The sequence below is a fragment of the Ralstonia sp. 22111 genome, from assembly GCF_052045895.1.
In the GTDB taxonomy this organism is placed as follows: Bacteria; Pseudomonadota; Gammaproteobacteria; order Burkholderiales; family Burkholderiaceae; genus Ralstonia; species Ralstonia wenshanensis.
Genome location: NZ_JBQEPR010000001.1, coordinates 142,747 through 160,302 on the forward strand (window position 1 = coordinate 142,747; position 17,556 = coordinate 160,302).

Annotated in this window: 19 protein-coding genes; 4 read left to right on the forward strand and 15 right to left on the reverse strand. The window is 64.3% G+C overall.

Features of this window, described 5'->3' with window-relative positions; genetic code table 11:
- Positions 1-4 precede the first annotated feature (4 nt).
- Together ACTJK4_RS00650 and argB are read right to left on the reverse strand one after the other, a co-directional pair.
- The gene (locus ACTJK4_RS00650) at positions 5-862 is read right to left on the reverse strand and encodes a pyrimidine 5'-nucleotidase (RefSeq protein ID WP_440815294.1); all 858 of its coding nucleotides are present in this window, start codon (positions 860-862) and stop codon (positions 5-7) included.
- Complete coding sequence (gene argB, locus ACTJK4_RS00655; protein ID WP_232041585.1) at positions 862-1,788, reverse strand: acetylglutamate kinase; 927 nt, start codon at positions 1,786-1,788, stop codon at positions 862-864. The genes ACTJK4_RS00650 and argB overlap by 1 nt, the downstream gene beginning before the upstream one ends.
- Positions 1,789-1,972: 184 nt before the next feature.
- On the opposite strand from argB, the gene ACTJK4_RS00660 reads away from it, so the two are divergent.
- Positions 1,973-2,563 carry a sigma-70 family RNA polymerase sigma factor gene (locus tag ACTJK4_RS00660; protein WP_440815297.1) on the forward strand — a complete coding sequence of 197 codons (591 nt, stop codon included), beginning with the start codon at positions 1,973-1,975 and terminating at the stop codon, positions 2,561-2,563.
- Between the two features lie 41 nt (positions 2,564-2,604).
- Positions 2,605-2,817 carry a zf-HC2 domain-containing protein gene (locus ACTJK4_RS00665; protein ID WP_232041583.1) on the forward strand — a complete coding sequence of 71 codons (213 nt, stop codon included), beginning with the start codon at positions 2,605-2,607 and terminating at the stop codon, positions 2,815-2,817.
- Between the two features lie 216 nt (positions 2,818-3,033).
- Here ACTJK4_RS00665 and ACTJK4_RS00670 read toward each other — a convergent pair whose 3' ends face one another.
- Together ACTJK4_RS00670 and ACTJK4_RS00675 are read right to left on the reverse strand one after the other, a co-directional pair.
- Positions 3,034-3,255, reverse strand: a complete 222-nt coding sequence (locus tag ACTJK4_RS00670) for a hypothetical protein (protein ID WP_260803735.1) — start codon at positions 3,253-3,255, stop codon at positions 3,034-3,036.
- A 46-nt stretch (positions 3,256-3,301) separates the two neighbouring features.
- The gene (locus ACTJK4_RS00675; protein WP_392397781.1) at positions 3,302-3,796 is read right to left on the reverse strand and encodes a copper chaperone PCu(A)C; all 495 of its coding nucleotides are present in this window, start codon (positions 3,794-3,796) and stop codon (positions 3,302-3,304) included.
- Between the two features lie 145 nt (positions 3,797-3,941).
- Between ACTJK4_RS00675 and ACTJK4_RS00680 the strand changes: the two genes are divergently transcribed.
- Positions 3,942-5,288 carry an ATP-binding protein gene (locus ACTJK4_RS00680; protein WP_440077096.1) on the forward strand — a complete coding sequence of 449 codons (1,347 nt, stop codon included), beginning with the start codon at positions 3,942-3,944 and terminating at the stop codon, positions 5,286-5,288.
- A 48-nt stretch (positions 5,289-5,336) separates the two neighbouring features.
- Positions 5,337-5,915, forward strand: coding sequence for a response regulator transcription factor (locus ACTJK4_RS00685; protein WP_024977037.1), 579 nt, complete (start codon positions 5,337-5,339; stop codon positions 5,913-5,915).
- A gap of 33 nt (positions 5,916-5,948) precedes the next feature.
- On the opposite strand, the gene ACTJK4_RS00690 is transcribed toward ACTJK4_RS00685, so the two are convergent.
- The 11 genes from ACTJK4_RS00690 to ACTJK4_RS00740 all read right to left on the reverse strand — a co-directional run bounded on the left by ACTJK4_RS00690 (position 5,949) and on the right by ACTJK4_RS00740 (position 17,532).
- Positions 5,949-6,152 carry a CsbD family protein gene (locus ACTJK4_RS00690; protein ID WP_024977038.1) on the reverse strand — a complete coding sequence of 68 codons (204 nt, stop codon included), beginning with the start codon at positions 6,150-6,152 and terminating at the stop codon, positions 5,949-5,951.
- 80 nt (positions 6,153-6,232) lie between these two features.
- The gene (locus ACTJK4_RS00695; RefSeq protein WP_260803733.1) at positions 6,233-6,847 is read right to left on the reverse strand and encodes a hypothetical protein; all 615 of its coding nucleotides are present in this window, start codon (positions 6,845-6,847) and stop codon (positions 6,233-6,235) included.
- Positions 6,848-7,061: 214 nt separating this feature from the next.
- The gene (hslU, locus tag ACTJK4_RS00700; RefSeq protein ID WP_260803732.1) at positions 7,062-8,393 is read right to left on the reverse strand and encodes an ATP-dependent protease ATPase subunit HslU; all 1,332 of its coding nucleotides are present in this window, start codon (positions 8,391-8,393) and stop codon (positions 7,062-7,064) included.
- Between the two features lie 27 nt (positions 8,394-8,420).
- A complete protein-coding gene (gene hslV / locus ACTJK4_RS00705) occupies positions 8,421-8,957 on the reverse strand; it encodes an ATP-dependent protease subunit HslV (protein WP_004628261.1) in 537 nt (178 codons plus the stop codon).
- A gap of 158 nt (positions 8,958-9,115) precedes the next feature.
- On the reverse strand, positions 9,116-10,717 hold the full coding sequence (locus tag ACTJK4_RS00710; protein ID WP_260803731.1) for an ABC transporter substrate-binding protein: 1,602 nt from the start codon (positions 10,715-10,717) through the stop codon (positions 9,116-9,118).
- 100 nt (positions 10,718-10,817) lie between these two features.
- The gene (gene zigA, locus ACTJK4_RS00715) at positions 10,818-12,125 is read right to left on the reverse strand and encodes a zinc metallochaperone GTPase ZigA (protein WP_316870369.1); all 1,308 of its coding nucleotides are present in this window, start codon (positions 12,123-12,125) and stop codon (positions 10,818-10,820) included.
- 100 nt (positions 12,126-12,225) lie between these two features.
- Positions 12,226-12,645 (reverse strand): RNA polymerase-binding protein DksA, encoded by a 420-nt coding sequence (gene dksA / locus ACTJK4_RS00720; protein WP_024977044.1) that lies wholly within the window; start codon positions 12,643-12,645, stop codon positions 12,226-12,228.
- A gap of 421 nt (positions 12,646-13,066) precedes the next feature.
- A complete protein-coding gene (locus tag ACTJK4_RS00725) occupies positions 13,067-14,143 on the reverse strand; it encodes a CobW family GTP-binding protein (RefSeq protein ID WP_440815304.1) in 1,077 nt (358 codons plus the stop codon).
- Positions 14,131-14,658 (reverse strand): Fur family transcriptional regulator, encoded by a 528-nt coding sequence (locus ACTJK4_RS00730; RefSeq protein WP_322017064.1) that lies wholly within the window; start codon positions 14,656-14,658, stop codon positions 14,131-14,133. The genes ACTJK4_RS00725 and ACTJK4_RS00730 overlap by 13 nt, the downstream gene beginning before the upstream one ends.
- Positions 14,659-14,754: 96 nt before the next feature.
- Positions 14,755-15,993: a lactonase family protein gene (locus tag ACTJK4_RS00735; RefSeq protein ID WP_440815308.1), complete on the reverse strand. Its 1,239-nt coding sequence runs from the start codon at positions 15,991-15,993 to the stop codon at positions 14,755-14,757.
- A gap of 12 nt (positions 15,994-16,005) precedes the next feature.
- Positions 16,006-17,532 carry an FAD-dependent oxidoreductase gene (locus ACTJK4_RS00740; RefSeq protein WP_440815311.1) on the reverse strand — a complete coding sequence of 509 codons (1,527 nt, stop codon included), beginning with the start codon at positions 17,530-17,532 and terminating at the stop codon, positions 16,006-16,008.
- Between the last annotated feature and the right edge of the window lie 24 nt (positions 17,533-17,556).

Sequence of the window (17,556 nt, forward strand, 5' to 3'; positions counted from 1 at the left end):
CTGCCTAGCCGCGTCGAACAAGCCTTCGTTTTAGTTGAAGCACCGATTTTACTTTCACGCTCACATAGCCGGGCCGGTTGGCGAACAAAATCGGTGTGGCAGCCGGCTGATGTGGTGAATTTGCACGCGCGCCAACGGCCGCCGCTTGCATTGGATGCAATGCATCGGCAGCGGAAGTCGGCTGTACGCCCGGCGGCACGCGCCGCAGGTAGCCCGTCACCCACACTGTGCCGATCCCCAGGCGCCGATAGCGTTTGAGGTGAGAAAGCGTGTCTTCGACGAGGATGGCGCGCGATGGTGCAATACGCTCGCGGGCGAGTAACCGACGCAGCATCAGCGGATCGGGTTTGGGACGCAGGCGCCGGTGCACCCACATGTGCTCGACGGCAATTTCGCGCAGGAACGCGCGTTTCAGGCCGATCAGCCGCAGCACCTCGCGCGCGTAAGCAGACGGCGCGTTGGTCAGCAGGATCTTGCGCCCCGGCAGGGCACGCAGCAGTTGGGCGAGGCCGCGCTCCGCGCGCACCATGGCGCGAAGGTCGTCAAAGCGGTGGGCCTCGGCAAGGAAATCATCGGGGTCGACGCCATGATGGCGGACCATGCCCAGAATCGTGGCGCCATAGCGGCGCCAATAGTCCACGCGGACCTGGCTAGCAGTGGCGTCGTCCGTGCCGAGTACACGAGCCACATACGCCGTCATCAGCCGGTTGATCTGCGGAAAGATGGCGTGCGATGCGTGGTGGAGGGTGTTGTCGAGGTCGAACAGCCAGACCGGCTGCCGGGCGGGCGCGGCGCCCGCCGGCACCTCGCGCGGGAAGGTGCGCGCAGCATGGCGCACCCGCACCGCCCGGGTGGTTCGCATCAGTGCGAGCGGATCATCGTGCCGAACGCCTGTTCGGTCAGGATTTCCAGCAGCAGCGAGTGCTCGATACGGCCATCGACAATGTGCACCGAGTTCACGCCGCTCTTGGCGGCATCCAGCGCCGACGAAATCTTCGGCAGCATGCCGCCCGAGATCGTGCCGTCGGCAAACAGCTCGTCGATCTCGCGTGCCGACAGGTCGGTCAGCAGGTTGCCCTGCTTGTCCATCACGCCGGGAATGTTGGTCATCATGACAAGCTTCTCGGCCTTCAGGATCTCGGCCATCTTGCCGGCCACGACGTCGGCATTGATGTTGTAAGCCTGGCCTTCGTCAGAGAAGCCGATGGGCGAAATGACCGGAATGAACGCGTCGTCCTGCAACGCCTTGACCACAGCCGGGTTGATCGTCTCGATGTCGCCCACGAAACCGATATCGATGAACTCGCCCGGGTGCTCGCGGTCCGGCATCTTCAGCTTCTTGGCGCGGATCAGGCCGCCGTCCTTGCCGGTCAGGCCGACCGCCTGGCCGCCGTACTGGTTGATCAGCATGACGATGTCCTGCTGGACTTCGCCGCCGAGCACCCATTCGACCACTTCCATGGTCTCTTCGTCGGTCACGCGCATGCCCTGGATGAAGGTGCCTTGCTTGCCGACCTTCTTCAGGGCCTCGTCGATTTGCGGGCCGCCGCCGTGCACCACCACCGGGTTCATGCCGACCAGCTTGAGCAGGATCACGTCGCGCGCGAAGCCGTGCTTGAGCTTTTCTTCCGTCATGGCGTTGCCGCCGTACTTGATGACGATGGTCTTGCCGTGGAACTTGCGGATGTAAGGCAGGGCCTGCGCGAGAATTTCAGCCTTCAACGCCGGCGCAACGTGCGCGAGTTCGGGGGCGAGGCCAGCAGGGTCGGGGGCAGCAGAAGCGGTCATGACGGTGACATCCGGGATTGGGCGGATTGAGGCGGGTATGATGGAACGCCGAATGTCGCGTGCCGCACAAAACGCAGCAGCCCATTTTTCGGCAGGCGCGATTTTACAAGAAAAGCCCGCGCGGTCCTGGCCGCAGCTTGCGTGCCCACCAAACCGTTGCGGACAAAGAACACCCTGGGGAAACATGGCCATCGCACCCGACCAACTCGACGCGCTGCGCCCTCACCTGCTGCGCTTTGCGCAACTGCAATTGCGCGACACGGCCTTGGCTGAAGACACGGTGGCTGACACCATCCTCGCGGTGCTCGAACACCCGGATCGCTTTGCCGGCAACGCCTCGCTCAAGACTTACGTGATCGGCATCCTCAAGCACAAGATCATCGATGCGATCCGCTCGGGGCGGCGCGAAGTGCGCGTCTCGCTGCTTGCGGGCGGTGAATCCGACGAGGCCGGCATGCGTTCCGACGAGGCCGTCTTCGACAGCCTGTTCGCCGCCGACGGCCACTACACCAGCCCGCCATCGGATTGGGGTGACCCGGATGCCGCGCTGTCACGGCGCGAGTTCTTCGACGTGCTGCAGATGTGCGTCGATCGCCTGCCGCCGCGCGTTGGCCGCGTCTTCATGATGCGGGAGTGGCTGGAGCTGGAAACCGACGAAATCTGTCAGGAATTGCAGATCACCGCGACCAATGCGTGGGCACTGCTTTACCGTGCCCGCATGCGCCTGCGCGAGTGCCTTGACCTGCACTGGTTCGGCAATCAGCCCGCCGCCTGAATTGCCGTAAGCGCACCCAAGCCGCATCACAGAGAACAACCATGCCGAACCGTTGGGGACTGCCCACCTGCAAAGAAGCCCACCGCATGCTGGTGTCGAAGATGGACCGCGACCTGTCCACAGGCGAGCGCTTGCGCCTGCGCGTGCATCTGTTTGCCTGCGATGCTTGTACGCGGTTCTCGCACCAGATGGGGTTCCTGCGCCAGGCGATGCACAAGCTCGGGCAAGACGACGACGGGAGCAGCCCAGCGTGACCCCGTCGGCCGCCAACACCGTATGTGCAATCTGCGGCGCGCAGATGCGCTGCGGAGCGATCGGCGACGGTAAGCAGCCCGACGCGACGTGCTGGTGCACGACCGAAGAAACTCTGCCCGCCAGCGCGCGGCGCCCGGGACAAGGCTGCCGCTGTCAGCGTTGCCTGCGCGAGGCGATTGCGCAGGCAAGGGCAGCATCTATATCCAACTGACCGATCAATCCTTGTCTTTGCTGTCGTTGTCCAGCGTGCGCAGTGCGCGGCGGACGTCGGCCCGGCCGCGCTGGCGCTCAGCATGACCGCCTTCGGTATGGGCGCCGGCCTTCCGGCCCCGGGCGAGCGGCACGAGTACGTTGCGCGGGCGCGCCGTGCCGGCCTTGGTTGAAGGCTCGACGCGGAACGTCAGCTTCTGGCGAGTGCCCAGTGTCTTGTTAGCCATGGGAATGCTCCCTTGCGTGGCTTGAAGCGACACTCGCCGCAAGCCATCAATGTTTGTGTTCGCCGCCGTGGTTCATGGCGGGCATATTGCCGGCAGTCAGATCGCGCACGCGGGCTTCGACCTTCTGCTCGACGACGCGCTTGTCGGCCAGTTCCACCTTCAGCGTCAGCGGCACGGTGGTGTCCTTCACCAGCGGCTGTTTCAGGTTCATCAACATCACGTGGTAGCCGCCCGGCTTGAGCTGCACCGTCTGGCCCTTGGGCAAGTCCAGCGAGGGCATCGCGCGCATGCGCATCACGTCGCCCTCCATCTTCATCTCGTGGATCTCGGCCGTGCCCGCCACGGGCGTCGACACGCCCACCACCTTGGCACCGTCGGCCGATTGCAGCGTCATGAACGCGCCGCTGGATGTCTGGCCCGGCACCGTGCCGCGCACCCAGGCGTCTTGCACCGTGACCTGCGCGAAAGCGGCGGCACTGGCGAGCAGGCCTGCGCAGAGCATTGCCAGGCGAGCGGAAGAACGGATCGATCGGGACGTCATCATCAAGGGCTCCTGTCGGGGACAAACGTGCTGCGCATTAAAGCACAGCGTTTGTGGGGAGATAGGTTGGGTGCACAATTGTGCGGCCGATTGACGCATCGCCGCACGGAGAACCGCGCGGTGCGCACGTTTACACTTGTCCACCATGCTTTCCACCCTGTCTCTTGCCGCGCCACTGCTGGACGCATCCAGTCTACGCCGCCTCTTCTGGCTGCGATGGAGCCTGCTTGCCACCCAGCTCGTCCTGATGCTGCTCGCGCCGCTCGTCTTTGGCGTGCAACTGCCAGTGGTGCCGCTGCTGAGCGTGATGGGCCTGCATGCGCTGTTCAACCTGCTTACCGGATGGCGGGTGCGGCGCAACCGGCCCGTGCAGCATATCGAGATCACGGTTCAACTGCTGGTGGACCTGACCGCGCTATCCGCCCTGCTGTACTTCACGGGCGGCGCGACCAACCCGTTCGTCTCGTTCTACCTGCCGGCACTGGCAATTGCGGCGGCCATGCTGCCGATCGCACACGTGGTGGGCCTGACGCTCTACGCGCTGGCCGCCTACAGCATGATGCTCGGCAACTACATCCCGCTGAAGCTGGCAAACCAAGCCGATGCAGTGGCGTATCACCTGGCCGGCATGTGGATCGATTTCGTGGCCAGCAGCGCGATGATCGCGGGCTTTACGGCGCGCCTGTCCGCCGCGCTACGGGAGAGCGAAGCGCAGCTGACCGAAGCACGCGAGCGACTGCTGCGCGAACAACGCATCGAAGCGCTGATGTCGCAGGGCGCGAGCGTGGCGCACGAGATGGGCACGCCGCTGTCGACCGTGGCCGTCATCGCCGGCGAGCTGCAGCACGACGCAAAACAGCCCGATTCCCCGCTCGGCCCGTACCGCGAAGACCTGCGCGCCATCGAGCAGCAACTCGAACTGTGCCGCGCCGCGCTGGCGCGCCTGCAACGCAAACCCAACGACGGCGCGCCCGAGCCACTCGGCCAATGGCTGCCGGATTTCACGCAGACGTGGCAACTGCGGCATCCGGACATCCGCCTCCACACCGAGACCTCGCCTGCGGCGCAAGCGGTGGAATTGGATGCGGTGAACGTCGGCCAGATCCTCACCATCCTGCTGGACAACGCCGCCCGCAGCCAGCACCACGCCGGCCGCGACCTGGTGCCGCTACTGCTGACCGCCAAGATCGACGCCAATCCGGATGTGCTCCGCGATATGCCGCCGCAGATCGTGCTGTCCATCGTCGATACGGGGTTGGGCTTGCCGGAAGACCTGCGGACGTCGCTCGGCCGCACGCCGGTGCCAAGCCGGCATGGCGGTCACGGCATCGGGCTGTATCTGGCCTCCACCACGGCGCGCCGCCTGGGTGGTACCGTGGTGCTACGCCCGAACCCGCCCCAAGGCGCCATTGCCGAACTCCGACTGCCGGTTGGCGGTCCGATGGAACACGCGGCCGCCCCCATCATTGGCGCGCCCACCCTCTTCACATAACGAGACGGCCTGACACAGCCCCGTGCACGTACGGCCCCGGAGAACACCATGCAGCAGCCCGCCCCCTTTCTGATCCTCGATGACGACGACGTCTTTGCGCAGACGCTGGCGCGTGCGCTCACGCGTCGCGGCTTTGCTCCGCAGATCGCGCACACCGGCGGTGAAGCGTTGGCCCTGGCGCGCCAGACACGCTTTTCGTATGTCACTGTCGATCTGCACCTGGCCGCGAGCGACAAGGGCCTGATGCCCCATGGCGGCACAGATTCCGGTCTGCACTGGATTGCCCCACTGCGTCAGGCGCTGCCCGACGCGCGCATGCTGATCCTCACGGGCTACGCAAGCATTGCCACCGCCGTGCAAGCGGTCAAGTTGGGCGCTGATGAATACCTGGCCAAGCCAGCCAATGTCGATTCGATTCTGCTGGCGCTGCAAGTGGGCGTGTCTGAAGCCGTGGCAGAACAGACGATGGAGAACCCCGCGCCGCTGTCGGTCGCGCGACTGGAGTGGGAGCACATCCAGCGCGTGCTGGCCGAGCACGGCGGCAACATCTCCGCCACCGCGCGGGCGCTCAACATGCATCGGCGCACGCTACAACGCAAGCTGGGCAAGCGGCCGGTCGCCAAGTAAGCGCCGGCCGCGTGACGCTACATCACCGCTGCATCACCAGCGGGTATCGCGCTCCCACGCCTTGAGTTCGTCTTCGGCGCGCTCCTTCGTATAGCCATAGCGTTCCTGGATCTTGCCGGCAAGCTGGTCGCGCTTGCCACGGATCACGGTCAGGTCATCGTCGGTGAGCTGGCCCCACTTTTCCTTGACCTTGCCCTTGGCCTGATCCCATTTACCTTCGATCTGATCCCAGTTCATACGTCCTCCGTCGCGAGTTGAGAGATTGAGACAAAGCAGGGGCGACCCGCAGGCCGCCCGTGTAGAGACTTTCGTACGGCTTACTTCTTGAACTTGGCGGCCACGTCGTTCTGGCACTTTGTCTTGGCATCGCCGGACATGGCGTCGCAGCGTTCCTTCGCAGCCTTGTAATTGGCGTCGTTGGTGTCCTTGACGGCATCGCGGCGCGCTTCGCTGACGTCCTTGGCAGTGCCCGTCGCCTTGGCGTGGCTCACTTCGTCGCCGGCCTTGGCGCGCGTGTAGGCGGCCTTGGCGTCCTTCACGCAGGTGTCCTTATCGTTGCCCTTCATGGCATCGCACTTAGTTTTGGCGACGTCGTAGTCGGCCTCGGCCTTTTCCTTGGCGGCGCGGTTGCGGGCGGCTTCAGTGCCATCGCGTTCGACCATGGCGTTGGCCTTGGCGACGTTGTAATCGCCCTTGGCCTGCGCACGGCAGACGTCGCGGTCATTACCCTTCATCGCATCGCACTTGTCCTTGGCAGCTTTGTAATTGGCATCGGCTTGTTTGACGGCACTGTCGTAAGCGGCGCGCTTGGCATCGTTCGGTGCCGAGGCCCCGGCGGGGCCGGTGGGTGCGGGCGTGAGCTGGGCGTGGGCGATGCCCATCGGGGCGCAGGCAAGCACGCAACACAGGGCCAGGCGTTGGATCGGTTTCATACGCTTCTCTCCTTGTCGTGGTTGGAATCGCGCACGCCAGGTGCGCGGCGCGCATTGTCTGTGCGGCACCACCTTCTTCAGCAGATAACGGACCTGACCACGCACGATCCTGAGCAAACCCTTTCCCCACCTGGCTTGGCGGGCGCCCAAACAAAACGGGCCGCATCGTCTCCGATGCGGCCCGCGGGGCATATTGAATGCGTTGCTTACACGCTTACAGCACGTAGCGCGACAGATCTTCGTTGCCCGACAGCTCACTCAAACGCTCGTCGACGTACGCGGCGTCGATGGTCACCGTCTCGCCTGCCGACTTGTGCGCGTGGAACGACAGGTCTTCAAGCAGTCGCTCCATCACCGTGTACAAACGGCGTGCGCCAATGTTCTCGACCTTCTCGTTGACCGAACATGCGATCTCGGCCAGGCGGCGAATACCGTCTTCGGCAAACACGAGGTCGACACCTTCGGTCTTCAGCAGCGCCTGATATTGCTTGGTGAGGCTCGCGTCGGTCTGCGTGAGAATCGCGCGGAAATCCTCCACCGACAGCGAATCCAGCTCCACGCGAATCGGGAAACGGCCCTGCAGCTCGGGAATCAGGTCGCTCGGCTTGGACAGATGAAACGCGCCCGACGCGATGAACAGGATGTGATCGGTCTTGATCATCCCGTACTTGGTGTTGACGGTCGTACCTTCCACCAGCGGCAGCAAGTCGCGCTGCACGCCCTGGCGCGACACCTCGCCGCCGCCGTATTCGCTGCGGCTGGCGATCTTGTCGATCTCGTCCAGGAAGACGATGCCGTTCTGCTCGACATTGGCCACCGCTTTCTGCTTCAGCTCATCCTCGTTCACGAGCTTCGCGGCCTCTTCGTCGATCAGCAGCTTGAAGGCTTCCTTGACCTTCATCTTGCGACGGTTCTTCTTGCCCTGCCCCAAGCCCGCGAACATCGAGCGGATCTGCTCGGTCATGTCTTCCATGCCCGGCGGCCCCATGATGTCCATGCTGGGCACACCGGCCGACACTTCCAGTTCGATTTCCTTGTCGTCGAGCTGGCCTTCGCGCAGCTTCTTGCGGAAGGTCTGGCGCGCGGTCGAATCCTTTTCTTCCGGCTGCGCAAAACCGATGTCGCGCGGCGGCGGGATCAGCACGTCGAGGATGCGATCCTCGGCCGCATCTTCGGCCTTGGCGCGCACCTTCTTCATCTCGGATTCGCGCGTCTGCTTGACGGCCATCTCGGCCAGATCGCGCACGATGGTGTCGACGTCGCGGCCGACGTAGCCCACCTCGGTGAACTTGGTCGCCTCGATCTTGATGAACGGTGCGTCGGCCAGCTTGGCCAGGCGGCGGGCAATCTCGGTCTTGCCTACGCCGGTCGGCCCGATCATCAGGATGTTCTTGGGCGTGATTTCCTGGCGCAGCGGCTCGCCCACCTGCTGGCGGCGCCAGCGGTTGCGCAGCGCCACGGCAACGGCCTTTTTGGCCTTGTGCTGGCCGATGATGTGCTTGTCGAGTTCGGAAACAATTTCCGACGGCGTCATGGTTTCAGACATGGGAATCCTGTCGATGAAGGCGCTCGCTTATTCGAGCGTCTCGATCACGAAATTGGTGTTGGTATAGATGCAGAGCTCGCCGGCGATCCGCAGCGATTTTTCCACCACATCGCGCGGAGCGAGATCGGTGTTCTCCATCAGCGCCTTGGCTGCCGATTGGGCATACGAGCCGCCCGAACCAATGGCAGCAATGCCGCCTTCCGGGTCGAGCACGTCGCCGTTGCCGGTGATGACGAGGGTGGCTTCGCGGTCGGCGACGATCAGCATCGCTTCGAGGTGGCGCAGGGCGCGATCGGTGCGCCAGTCCTTGGCCAGGTCGACGGCGGAGCGCAGCAGGTTGCCTTGGTGCTTTTGCAGCTTGGCTTCAAAACGGTCGAGCAGGGAGAAAGCGTCGGCGGTGGCGCCGGCAAAGCCGACCAGCACCTTGCCATCGTAGATGGCGCGCACTTTGCGGGCCGAGCCTTTCATCACGATATTGCCCAGCGTGACCTGGCCATCGCCGCCGAGCGCGACTTGGTTGCCGCGACGCACGCTGACGATGGTGGTGCCGTGATACTGTTCCATGCGCTTGTTCCTAGGGGGTCCGGCTTGGCGCGGCCCCCAGCGGGCCGGCCAAAGAACTTCATACTTGACGCCAGCTCCGAGGATTTCAAGCCTGATTTCCGTCACAGCGCACATATTTTGTGCGCCGAAAATCGCTTCTTGCTTGGCTCCCGGCTATTTCAGTGCGTCACATCGAATGCGTAAGTGCGCTCATCCAGACGCGGCACCATCGTGTAGCCCTTACGCGCCGCCCACACGTTGATATTGAAGTACAGCGGAATCACGCCGAAATCGCGCATGCCGATTTCCGTGGCTTCCTGCAGCAGCCTCTCGCGCTTGCTGTCGTCCAGGGTCTGCAGGGCTTCGGCCAGCTTGGCGTCGAGCGCCGGGTTGGAATAGCGCCCGCGATTGGAGGCGCCCCAACCGCGCGCCGGATCATAGGTCGCCAGCAGCGCCTTCAGGCTTGAACTGGCCTCGCCGGTATCAGCACCCCAGCCGGCTTGCAGAAACGAAAAGTCCAGCTTGTTTGCGCGTGTGAAGAACGACGCTGACGGCAGCGTCTCGACCTTGGTGGCAATGCCCACCCGCGAAAGCATCGAGGCGATCACCTGTGCGACGCGGTCATCGTTCGGATAGCGGTTGTTGGTGGCATGCAGTGTGATGGCAAAGCCATCGGGGTAGCCGGCCTGGGCGAGCAGTTTCTTTGCGGCAGCCGGGTCCGCCACCGGTGCCTTCAGACCGGGCACGTGACCGAACAACGCGCTGTTCACAAGTTGGCCCGTCGGCTCGGCCGCACCCTCCATCACGCGGTCGACAATGGCTTGGCGCGAGATCGCCAGCGAGATCGCCTCGCGCACGCGTGCATCCTTGAGCGGGTTCTTCGGCAGCGGCTTGCCGGCCTTGTCGGTCACGAACGGCGACACATCGCGGTTGGAATCCATGTGCAGATACATCATGCGGAACACCGGCATCTTGAACACAGTCACCGCCGGGTTGGTCGACAGCTTCTTGATGTCCGAGCTCGGCACGTTTTCGATGATCTGCACGTCGCCCGCCAGCAGCGCCGCGACGCGCGGCGCGTCGGCCGTCAGGATGCGCAGCGTCACGTGCTGCCATTGCGGCTTCTTGCCCCAGTAGCCATCAAAGCGCGTGAGTTCCACGCGATCGCCGCGGTTGAAGGAGACGAACTTGTACGGCCCGGTTCCGATCATGGCGCGGCCATTGTTGAAATCGTCCGCGCCAGCTTTTTCGACAGCCTTCTTCGACACCATGTAGATGGTCGACAAGTCGTTCGGCACCAGCGGGTACGGGCCGTTCGTGGTGATGCGCACGGTCAGCTTGTCGACGGCCGTCACCTCCTTGAAGCCACGCGTGTAGATCGTGAACGGCGACGGGCTGTTCTTGATGGTGGCCGGGCGCGCCAGCGAATAGACGACGTCGGCCGAGGTGAATTCGCTGCCGTCATGAAAATGCACGCCAGGGCGCAGCTTGACTTCCCATACCGTGTCGCTCAGGGCTTTCCACGACGTGGCGAGGCCCGGCTTGAGACGCATCTTCTCGTCCTTGGCGATCAGCGCCTCGAACATATGCTCGGCCACGTTCGAGTTGGGCGTGACGTTATGGAAGTGCGGATCGAGCGAAGTGATGTCGCCCGACAACCCAATCACCAGCGTGGATGCCGGCTGGGCATGCGCCGCAATCGGCGTGAGCGCCGAGAGCGTCGTGGCAAAACACAGCGCGGCGACCAGGTTCGCGGCGCGCAGCAGACGCAGGACCGGCATGACGACTCCCCGATGGTTTATGACGAAAACAAAACGTTCGGGGATTGTCGGGACCGGATGACGCCGGTGTCAACGTCGATGAAGCAGGGGGTCTGCGTGCTCAGTGATGGTGCCCGCAGTCGCAGTCGTCACCGTGTTGGTGATCGTGGTCGTCGTCCCAGTCGGTATCGTCGTGGTCGTCGTAGGCCCAGGCGGGGAAAGGATCGGCCAGCGTGGCCCAGACTTCGGGGCCGGCAGCCATCTCAGCGTCGGTCAGCAGGCAAGCGTCGAGTTGCGCAATCAGCGCCGCTTCATCCAGGTCCGTGCCAATGAAGACCAGTTCCTGGCGACGGTCGCCCCAGCGCGCGGGCGCCCCGTTGTCGTGCATCTTGTCGGAAATGTCCGCGCGGGCTTCTTCCTCGTCGGGCCATTCGGCTTCATCCACGGCAGCCCACCACGCTCCGGCACCGCCATGGCGCATCACGCCGCCGGCCTGGCCCCAGCTGCCCGCCGTGTCCATACGCGAAGCCAGCCAGAAATAACCCTTGGAGCGCAGCACGCGGCCGTGTTCGCGCAGCCACTCGGTATGCATGAGGTCCCACAGACGCTGCGGGTGGAACGGCACGCGGCGACGATAGACGAAGCTGCGGATGCCGAGCGCTTCAGTCTCAGGAACGTGTTCGCCACGCAGCTCCGCCAGCCAAGCCGGCGCGGCGGATGCGGCATCGAAATCGAAACGATGGGTGTCGAGGATTTCGTCCAGCGGTACCTTGCCGAACGATGCCGGCACGATGCGCGCCCGCGGGTTCAGTGAGTGCAGGATGCCGGCCAGGCGCTCGCGCTCGGCATCGCTCACGAGGTCGATCTTGTTGAGCACGATCACGTCGCAGAACTCGACCTGTTCGATCAGCAAGTCGACGACGGTGCGGTCGTCGTCTTCATCCCGCGCCTGGCCACGATCCGACAGGAAATCGGCTGCATCGTAATCAGCCAGGAAGTGCTGGGCATCGACCACGGTGACCATCGTGTCGAGACGCGCCAGGTCGGACAGCACGTCGCCTTGCTCGTCTTCAAACGTGAACGTCTCGGCAATCGGCAGCGGCTCGGCCACGCCCGTCGACTCGATCAGCAGGTAGTCGAAGCGGTCTTCACGGGCCAGGCGCGCGATCTCGTCGAGCAGATCTTCGCGCAGCGTGCAGCAGATGCAGCCGTTGGATAGCTCCACCATGCGCTCGTCGGTGCGCGAGAGCTGCGCACTGGTGGCCGTGCCATCGCCCACGAGCTGCGCGTCGATGTTGACGTCCGACAGATCGTTGACGATCACGGCCACGCGCTTGCCCTCGCGGTTGGCGAGCACGTGATTGAGCAGCGTGGTCTTACCGGCGCCCAGGAAGCCGGACAGCACGGTAACGGGAAGCGGACGGGACATGATCAGTGGCCTCAGTTTGTGGCCCAACAAAGCAAACAGCCCGGTGAGTTACCGGGCTGCGAGATTCAAACGAACGCGTCAACCAAATGCGACGCGTACGTCAGTCACCCATCAACTTCTGGCGCTTTTCGCGGCGCTCCTGCGCCTCGAGCGTCAGCGTGGCCGTCGGGCGAGCAAGCAAGCGCGGAATGCCGATCGGCTCGCCGGTTTCGTCGCAGTAGCCGTAGTCGTTGGCATCGATGCGGGCGATCGACTGTTCGACCTTCTTGAGCAGTTTGCGCTCACGATCGCGCGTGCGCAGCTCCAGCGCGTGCTCTTCCTCGATGGTGGCACGGTCAGCCGGGTCCGGCACGATCACAGTCTCGCGCAGGTGCTCGGTGGTCTGGTTGGCGTTCGCGAGAATTTCGTCGCGCATTTTTACAAGCCGGTCCTTGAAGAAGGCGAGCTGCGCCTCGTTCATGTAATCCTTGTCGCTCATCTTCAGGATTTCGGCTTCGGTGAGTAGTTTCTTGCTGCTCATGGTTGCTGCAGATGATCCTGGTAAATCGCGAGCCGTCTCGGCTGTCGCGTCGTCCTTGCGCGGGGATGCGCCGGACTTGTTCTGGCTGGCGGCGGACTTGCCGCCCCGCGCGCCTCCTTTTGCCTCTCCCGCAGCGGCGCCCCCTGCCGCTTTTCTACGGGTGGCTGGCGCAGCCTGGGCTGCCGCCGACTCCATTACGGACGGCCCGGCACCTCCGTTGGCGCCGCGTCCTTCCTTGGTCTTAGTCACCATCGCCTGCTCTCCTATCGGACGTGCTTCGGACGACGTGCTTCTAAATCGACCTATTGTAGCTGAACGATATTAACTGAACTATCGGAGAAACACGGACAGAAAATCCGGCCCGGATTCTGCCTGAAAGCGCGCGGCGGGGCCACCCAAAAGGAGGGGAAAAGCGCCGGAATCAGGCCAGGCAGTTCTCCAATCCTTTCAGAATCGTTTCGCGCGGCAGGTCTACGCCGATAAACACCATCCGGTTGGAAGGGGTCTCGCCGTCCCATTTGCCCCCCACGTCGCTGCCCATGAGCTGGTGCACGCCCTGAAACACGACCTTGCGGTCGACGCCTTCCATATACAGCACGCCCTTGTAGCGCAGCAGCTTCTCGCCGTAGATGTTCAGCACGCCCGAGAGGAATTCCTCGAGCTTGGTGTAATTAAAAGGCCGTTCGCTGCGGAAGACGAACGACGCAATGCGGTCGGTATGGTGCGCATGGCCGTGGTGATGGTGGTGACCGTGGCCATGGTGATGGCCATGATCATGATCGTGGTCGCAATCGGCCGAGCAGGCATGGTCGTGATCATGATCGTGGCTATGATCGTCTTCGCGCAGGAAGTCGGGATCGATCTCCAGCTTGGCGTTCAGATTGAAGCCGCGCAGGTCGAAAATCGTGTCGATCGGCGTCTCACCAAAATTGGCGGTGCGGATCGGGGCGCGCGGGTTCATGTGCAGCAGGCGGTGGCGCAGTGCGTCCACATCGTCGGCGGACACCAGATCGCTCTTGGTGATGAAGATGGCGTCGGCAAAGCCGACCTGGCGCTGCGCCTCTTCCTGCTTGTCGAGCTGCATGTTGCCGTGCTTGGCGTCGACCAGCGTGATGACGGCATCCAGCAGGTAGCGGCTCGCGATCTCGTCGTCCATGAAGAACGTCTGGGCCACGGGGCCGGGGTTGGCGACACCGGTGGTCTCGATGACCACGCGGTCGAACTGGATCTGGCCGTTGTCGCGGCGCGTGAGCAGGTCGGACAACCCCTGCACCAGATCGCCGCGGATCGTGCAGCAGATGCAGCCGTTGCTCATCTGCACGATCTGCTCGTTACCGTCCTGCACGAGGATGTCGTTGTCGATGTTCTCTTCGCCGAACTCGTTTTCGATCACGGCGATCTTCATGCCGTGCTGTTCGGTCAGGATGCGCTTGAGCAGCGTGGTCTTACCACTGCCGAGAAAGCCCGTCAGGATGGTGACCGGGATCATTTTGGACATGGTGCGTTTCCTGTCTTGTGATGGGCCGCCAGATGCGCGCAATCCGCGCAGGCGCCCTTGATGGTGAGTTCGGCATGGTCGGCTGCAAAGCCGGCGGGCAAGGCGGCCTTCGGCATGGCGGGCGGCTCGGCGCCTTCCAGACAGAAGTCGCGCCCGCATTGCGTGCAATGGAAGTGGCTGTGCGAGCGGTGCGCTGCTTCGCGCGCGGCGTCATGCTCGGCCAGGCTGAAGCGAAAAACCCGATCGGCCCCAGCCGTCTTGTGGACGATGCCGCCGGCCACGAGCCAGTCGAGCACGCGGTAGACCGTCACGCGGTCGATGCCGGAATCGTCCGGCAGCGCGTCGCACACGGCCTGGTGCGAAAGCGGATCGGCGCCCTGCATCAGCACGGCCAGCACGCGCACGCGGGGCTCGGTCACACGGCTGCCCAGGCCGCGCAGGCGCGCGCGGGCAGCCTCTTCAGGCGAATGGGATTGCGAAGTGGCGAGATCGTCGCGCGGGGCCGGGGTGTTCATGCGCGGGATTGTCCCACGGGGCGCGGGTTGCTGCAATTGAGTTGCAATTGGGCGGCCTTGCGCCGCCCAGGGTTTTCTCTCGCGCTTTGGTGCCGCTTATGCCGCGAACACCAGGCACACCGGCGTCGACACCTTCGCCACCACCGTGGGCTGATCCAGCTTGCCGGTTTGTCCGTCGATGCGCAGCCTCAGGATGGTGTCGCCCTTCTGGTTGAGCACGTAGACATAGCTGCCGTCGGGCGCCATCGTCATCGCGCGCGGGAAGTGCACACCTTCGCTCCAGTACTGAAGCGGCGCGAGCTTGCCCGAGGCGTCAATGCTGAACGCGGCCACGCTGTCGGCCAGCGGGTGGTCGGACTTCAGCTTCCGGTTGCTGGCGTAGAGGAAGCGCCCTGACGGATGCATCAGCAATTCAGCGCCGCTCTTCTGGCCGGTGTAGTCGGCCGGGGTGGTGGAGATGCGCTGGCGCTCTTCCAGCACGTGGCCGGTGGCGGGGTCGTAACCGTGGCAGGCGACCGAGCCCTCAAGCTCGTTGATGACGTAGAGCAGCTTGCCTTGCGGATGCAGCGCCAGGTGGCGCGGGCCGCTGCCTGGCTTGAGTTGCGCGCGGTCACGCGGGGCAAGCTTGCCGCCCTCAATGGCGAACACGTTGATGCGATCGGTGCCCAGGTCGGTGCCGATCACGTGGCCGCCGGTGGCGTCGAACAGCATCATGTGCGCGTGCGGCGCTTCCTGTTCGGGGCGGGGGCCGGAACCGGTGTCCTTGAAGATGCCGGACACAGTGCCAAGCTTGCCGTCCTCGCCGATCGGCAGGAGGTTGTACGCGCCACCGCTGTAGATCGACACGCACAGGTGCTTGCCGTCCGGCGACACGACCACATGCGCGGGGTTCGTGCCCGACAGCGACAGCGGCTGGCGGTTCAGCAGCGTCAGCTTTCCGTCGTGCGGATCAATCGCATAGGCCTCGGCGCTACCGTTCGGGCGGCCCTCGTAGACCTCCAGTTCATTGATGGCGTACAGGAACCGCTGATTCGGGTGCACGGCCAGGAACGACGGATTGGCGCTCTCGACCACCTGCACCTGCGTCCACGCATCGCCGCGCGGCGCCAGCACGTAGATGCCGCGTGCCGCCGGGCCACCGGCAGTGCCGCCCGGCGCATTGAACGTGTAGGTGCCGACATAGGCAAAGCGGGGAGGGCGTGCATTGCCTGCGGGCTGCGCGCCCGCCGCGGCGGATTGCTCGCCCGCCTGGGCCATGACGGTTTTGGGAAGAGCACCCAGCAAAGGCAAGCTACCGGTCCACTGCATGAAAGTTCGACGAAGACGATTGGTCATGGGATGGCTCCATCAAACACGCACGGACATGGCGTGGTGGAAGATGTTGTTCGGATCATACCGGTGCTTCACATCCTGCAGAAACGCGTACAGGTCGCCGCTGCCGTAGTAGAGCTGCGGCCAGAACGGGGAGGCGAGCATGTCGACGTCGGGGTAGTTGATGTAGCAGCCCTCGTACCGGTCGCCGGGGTATGGCGTGCCGCTGTGCGGCGCGGGCACATCGGGTGCGCCGTAGACGTCGCGGTAGAAGTCACTGATCCAGCGCAGGTGGCCGGCATCATCGGCGGCGGCGCCCCAATACGTCTGGTACTGCAGCTTCATGATCGACGCCCGCTGCGGCACGGCGGTATCGCCAATGCGCTCGGCCTTGTTGACGGCGCCGCCATACGAATCGACTTGCAGCAGCGACTGGCTCAGGTCCACGCCCGGCATCGTCCGCGTGAGGTGCGTATAGATGCGCTGCGCCTCACGCGCCGTGAAGCCGCGTTTCATATAGGCCGACTTGTATTTGCCACGTTGATTGGCCCCCGAGCCGTTCAGATACTGCGTGGCCGTCAGCCAGTCGTACTGCACGATGGTGTGCGGCTTGGAGCAGAGCAGTTGCCCCACGCCCTGCCTATGCGCGGGGCCGTAGCCGGGCGGGCGCCCTTTGACCGGCGTCGGCGCGCAGGCCTGGAAGCGGTTCAGAAAATCATTGAGGACAGAGAGATCGCGGCACGTGCCGTCTGGGTTGCAGAACTGCGTGAGCAGCACGATCTGCCCCGACGATTTGTGCGTGAGCTTGAGCAGCGAGAACATGCCCCACGTGTCCGGGTCCTTGCCGCGCGTCTCCCAGTATTCGCCGTAGATGCGCAGCAATTCGGCAAAGCGCTGTGGCGTCATGGTCGCCCAGTCGAAGGCCACGGTGGCGAGCGCCACGTCCTGCGGCGCCTGGGGCAGCTTGGCGAAGGTGTAGCCCGTGATGACGCCGAAGTTGCCGCCGCCCGCGCCGCGGCATGCACGAAACAGATCCGGATCGTGCGCCGCATCCACCGTGCGCGCAGCCGCCTTGCCGGTTTTATCCACGGTGACGATGTCCACGGCCGAGAGCCAATCCACCGTCAGCCCCTGCAGCCGCGAGAGCAGCCCATACCCGCCGCCGCAGATATGTCCGCCCGCGCCCACCGAATAGCACGAGCCGCCGGGCAGCGTCACGTTGTGGCGCTTGTACAGCTCCAGGTAGCCGTTCCAGTTTTGCGTGCCGGCCGGAATGCGCACCGAGCCGTCGGCGCGCACCTCGGGCGTGGCGAGCAGGCTCAGGTCGACAATCGTGCCGTCGGGGTTGTTGGAGACGAAATCCTCGTAGCAATGCCCGCCGCTGCGCACGGTCGGGCGCTGGCCCGCGTTGATGATGCGCTGCACGGCGGGCGCCACATCGTCGGGCTTTTCTATGAGAGCGATGCGGCTGGCGGCCTGCGCATCCGTCGCCGGCCAGCGCAGGTTGAAGCCATGTTTGAGCGTGTTGTAGCGAGGGTCTTGGCGCGTCACATCCAGTGTCATCGACGACTCCGGTGAGGGCGTTTG

Bases quoted from the DNA above. Each gene is read 5' to 3' on its own strand.
- ACTJK4_RS00650 (WP_440815294.1), bottom strand. From the start codon at position 862: ATGCGAACCACCCGGGCGGTGCGGGTGCGCCATGCTGCGCGCACCTTC.
- argB (WP_232041585.1), bottom strand. From the start codon at position 1,788: ATGACCGCTTCTGCTGCCCCCGACCCTGCTGGCCTCGCCCCCGAACTC.
- ACTJK4_RS00660 (WP_440815297.1), top strand. From the start codon at position 1,973: ATGGCCATCGCACCCGACCAACTCGACGCGCTGCGCCCTCACCTGCTG.
- ACTJK4_RS00665 (WP_232041583.1), top strand. From the start codon at position 2,605: ATGCCGAACCGTTGGGGACTGCCCACCTGCAAAGAAGCCCACCGCATG.
- ACTJK4_RS00670 (WP_260803735.1), bottom strand. From the start codon at position 3,255: ATGGCTAACAAGACACTGGGCACTCGCCAGAAGCTGACGTTCCGCGTC.
- ACTJK4_RS00675 (WP_392397781.1), bottom strand. From the start codon at position 3,796: ATGACGTCCCGATCGATCCGTTCTTCCGCTCGCCTGGCAATGCTCTGC.
- ACTJK4_RS00680 (WP_440077096.1), top strand. From the start codon at position 3,942: ATGCTTTCCACCCTGTCTCTTGCCGCGCCACTGCTGGACGCATCCAGT.
- ACTJK4_RS00685 (WP_024977037.1), top strand. From the start codon at position 5,337: ATGCAGCAGCCCGCCCCCTTTCTGATCCTCGATGACGACGACGTCTTT.
- ACTJK4_RS00690 (WP_024977038.1), bottom strand. From the start codon at position 6,152: ATGAACTGGGATCAGATCGAAGGTAAATGGGATCAGGCCAAGGGCAAG.
- ACTJK4_RS00695 (WP_260803733.1), bottom strand. From the start codon at position 6,847: ATGAAACCGATCCAACGCCTGGCCCTGTGTTGCGTGCTTGCCTGCGCC.
- hslU (WP_260803732.1), bottom strand. From the start codon at position 8,393: ATGTCTGAAACCATGACGCCGTCGGAAATTGTTTCCGAACTCGACAAG.
- hslV (WP_004628261.1), bottom strand. From the start codon at position 8,957: ATGGAACAGTATCACGGCACCACCATCGTCAGCGTGCGTCGCGGCAAC.
- ACTJK4_RS00710 (WP_260803731.1), bottom strand. From the start codon at position 10,717: ATGCCGGTCCTGCGTCTGCTGCGCGCCGCGAACCTGGTCGCCGCGCTG.
- zigA (WP_316870369.1), bottom strand. From the start codon at position 12,125: ATGTCCCGTCCGCTTCCCGTTACCGTGCTGTCCGGCTTCCTGGGCGCC.
- dksA (WP_024977044.1), bottom strand. From the start codon at position 12,645: ATGAGCAGCAAGAAACTACTCACCGAAGCCGAAATCCTGAAGATGAGC.
- ACTJK4_RS00725 (WP_440815304.1), bottom strand. From the start codon at position 14,143: ATGTCCAAAATGATCCCGGTCACCATCCTGACGGGCTTTCTCGGCAGT.
- ACTJK4_RS00730 (WP_322017064.1), bottom strand. From the start codon at position 14,658: ATGAACACCCCGGCCCCGCGCGACGATCTCGCCACTTCGCAATCCCAT.
- ACTJK4_RS00735 (WP_440815308.1), bottom strand. From the start codon at position 15,993: ATGACCAATCGTCTTCGTCGAACTTTCATGCAGTGGACCGGTAGCTTG.
- ACTJK4_RS00740 (WP_440815311.1), bottom strand. From the start codon at position 17,532: ATGACACTGGATGTGACGCGCCAAGACCCTCGCTACAACACGCTCAAA.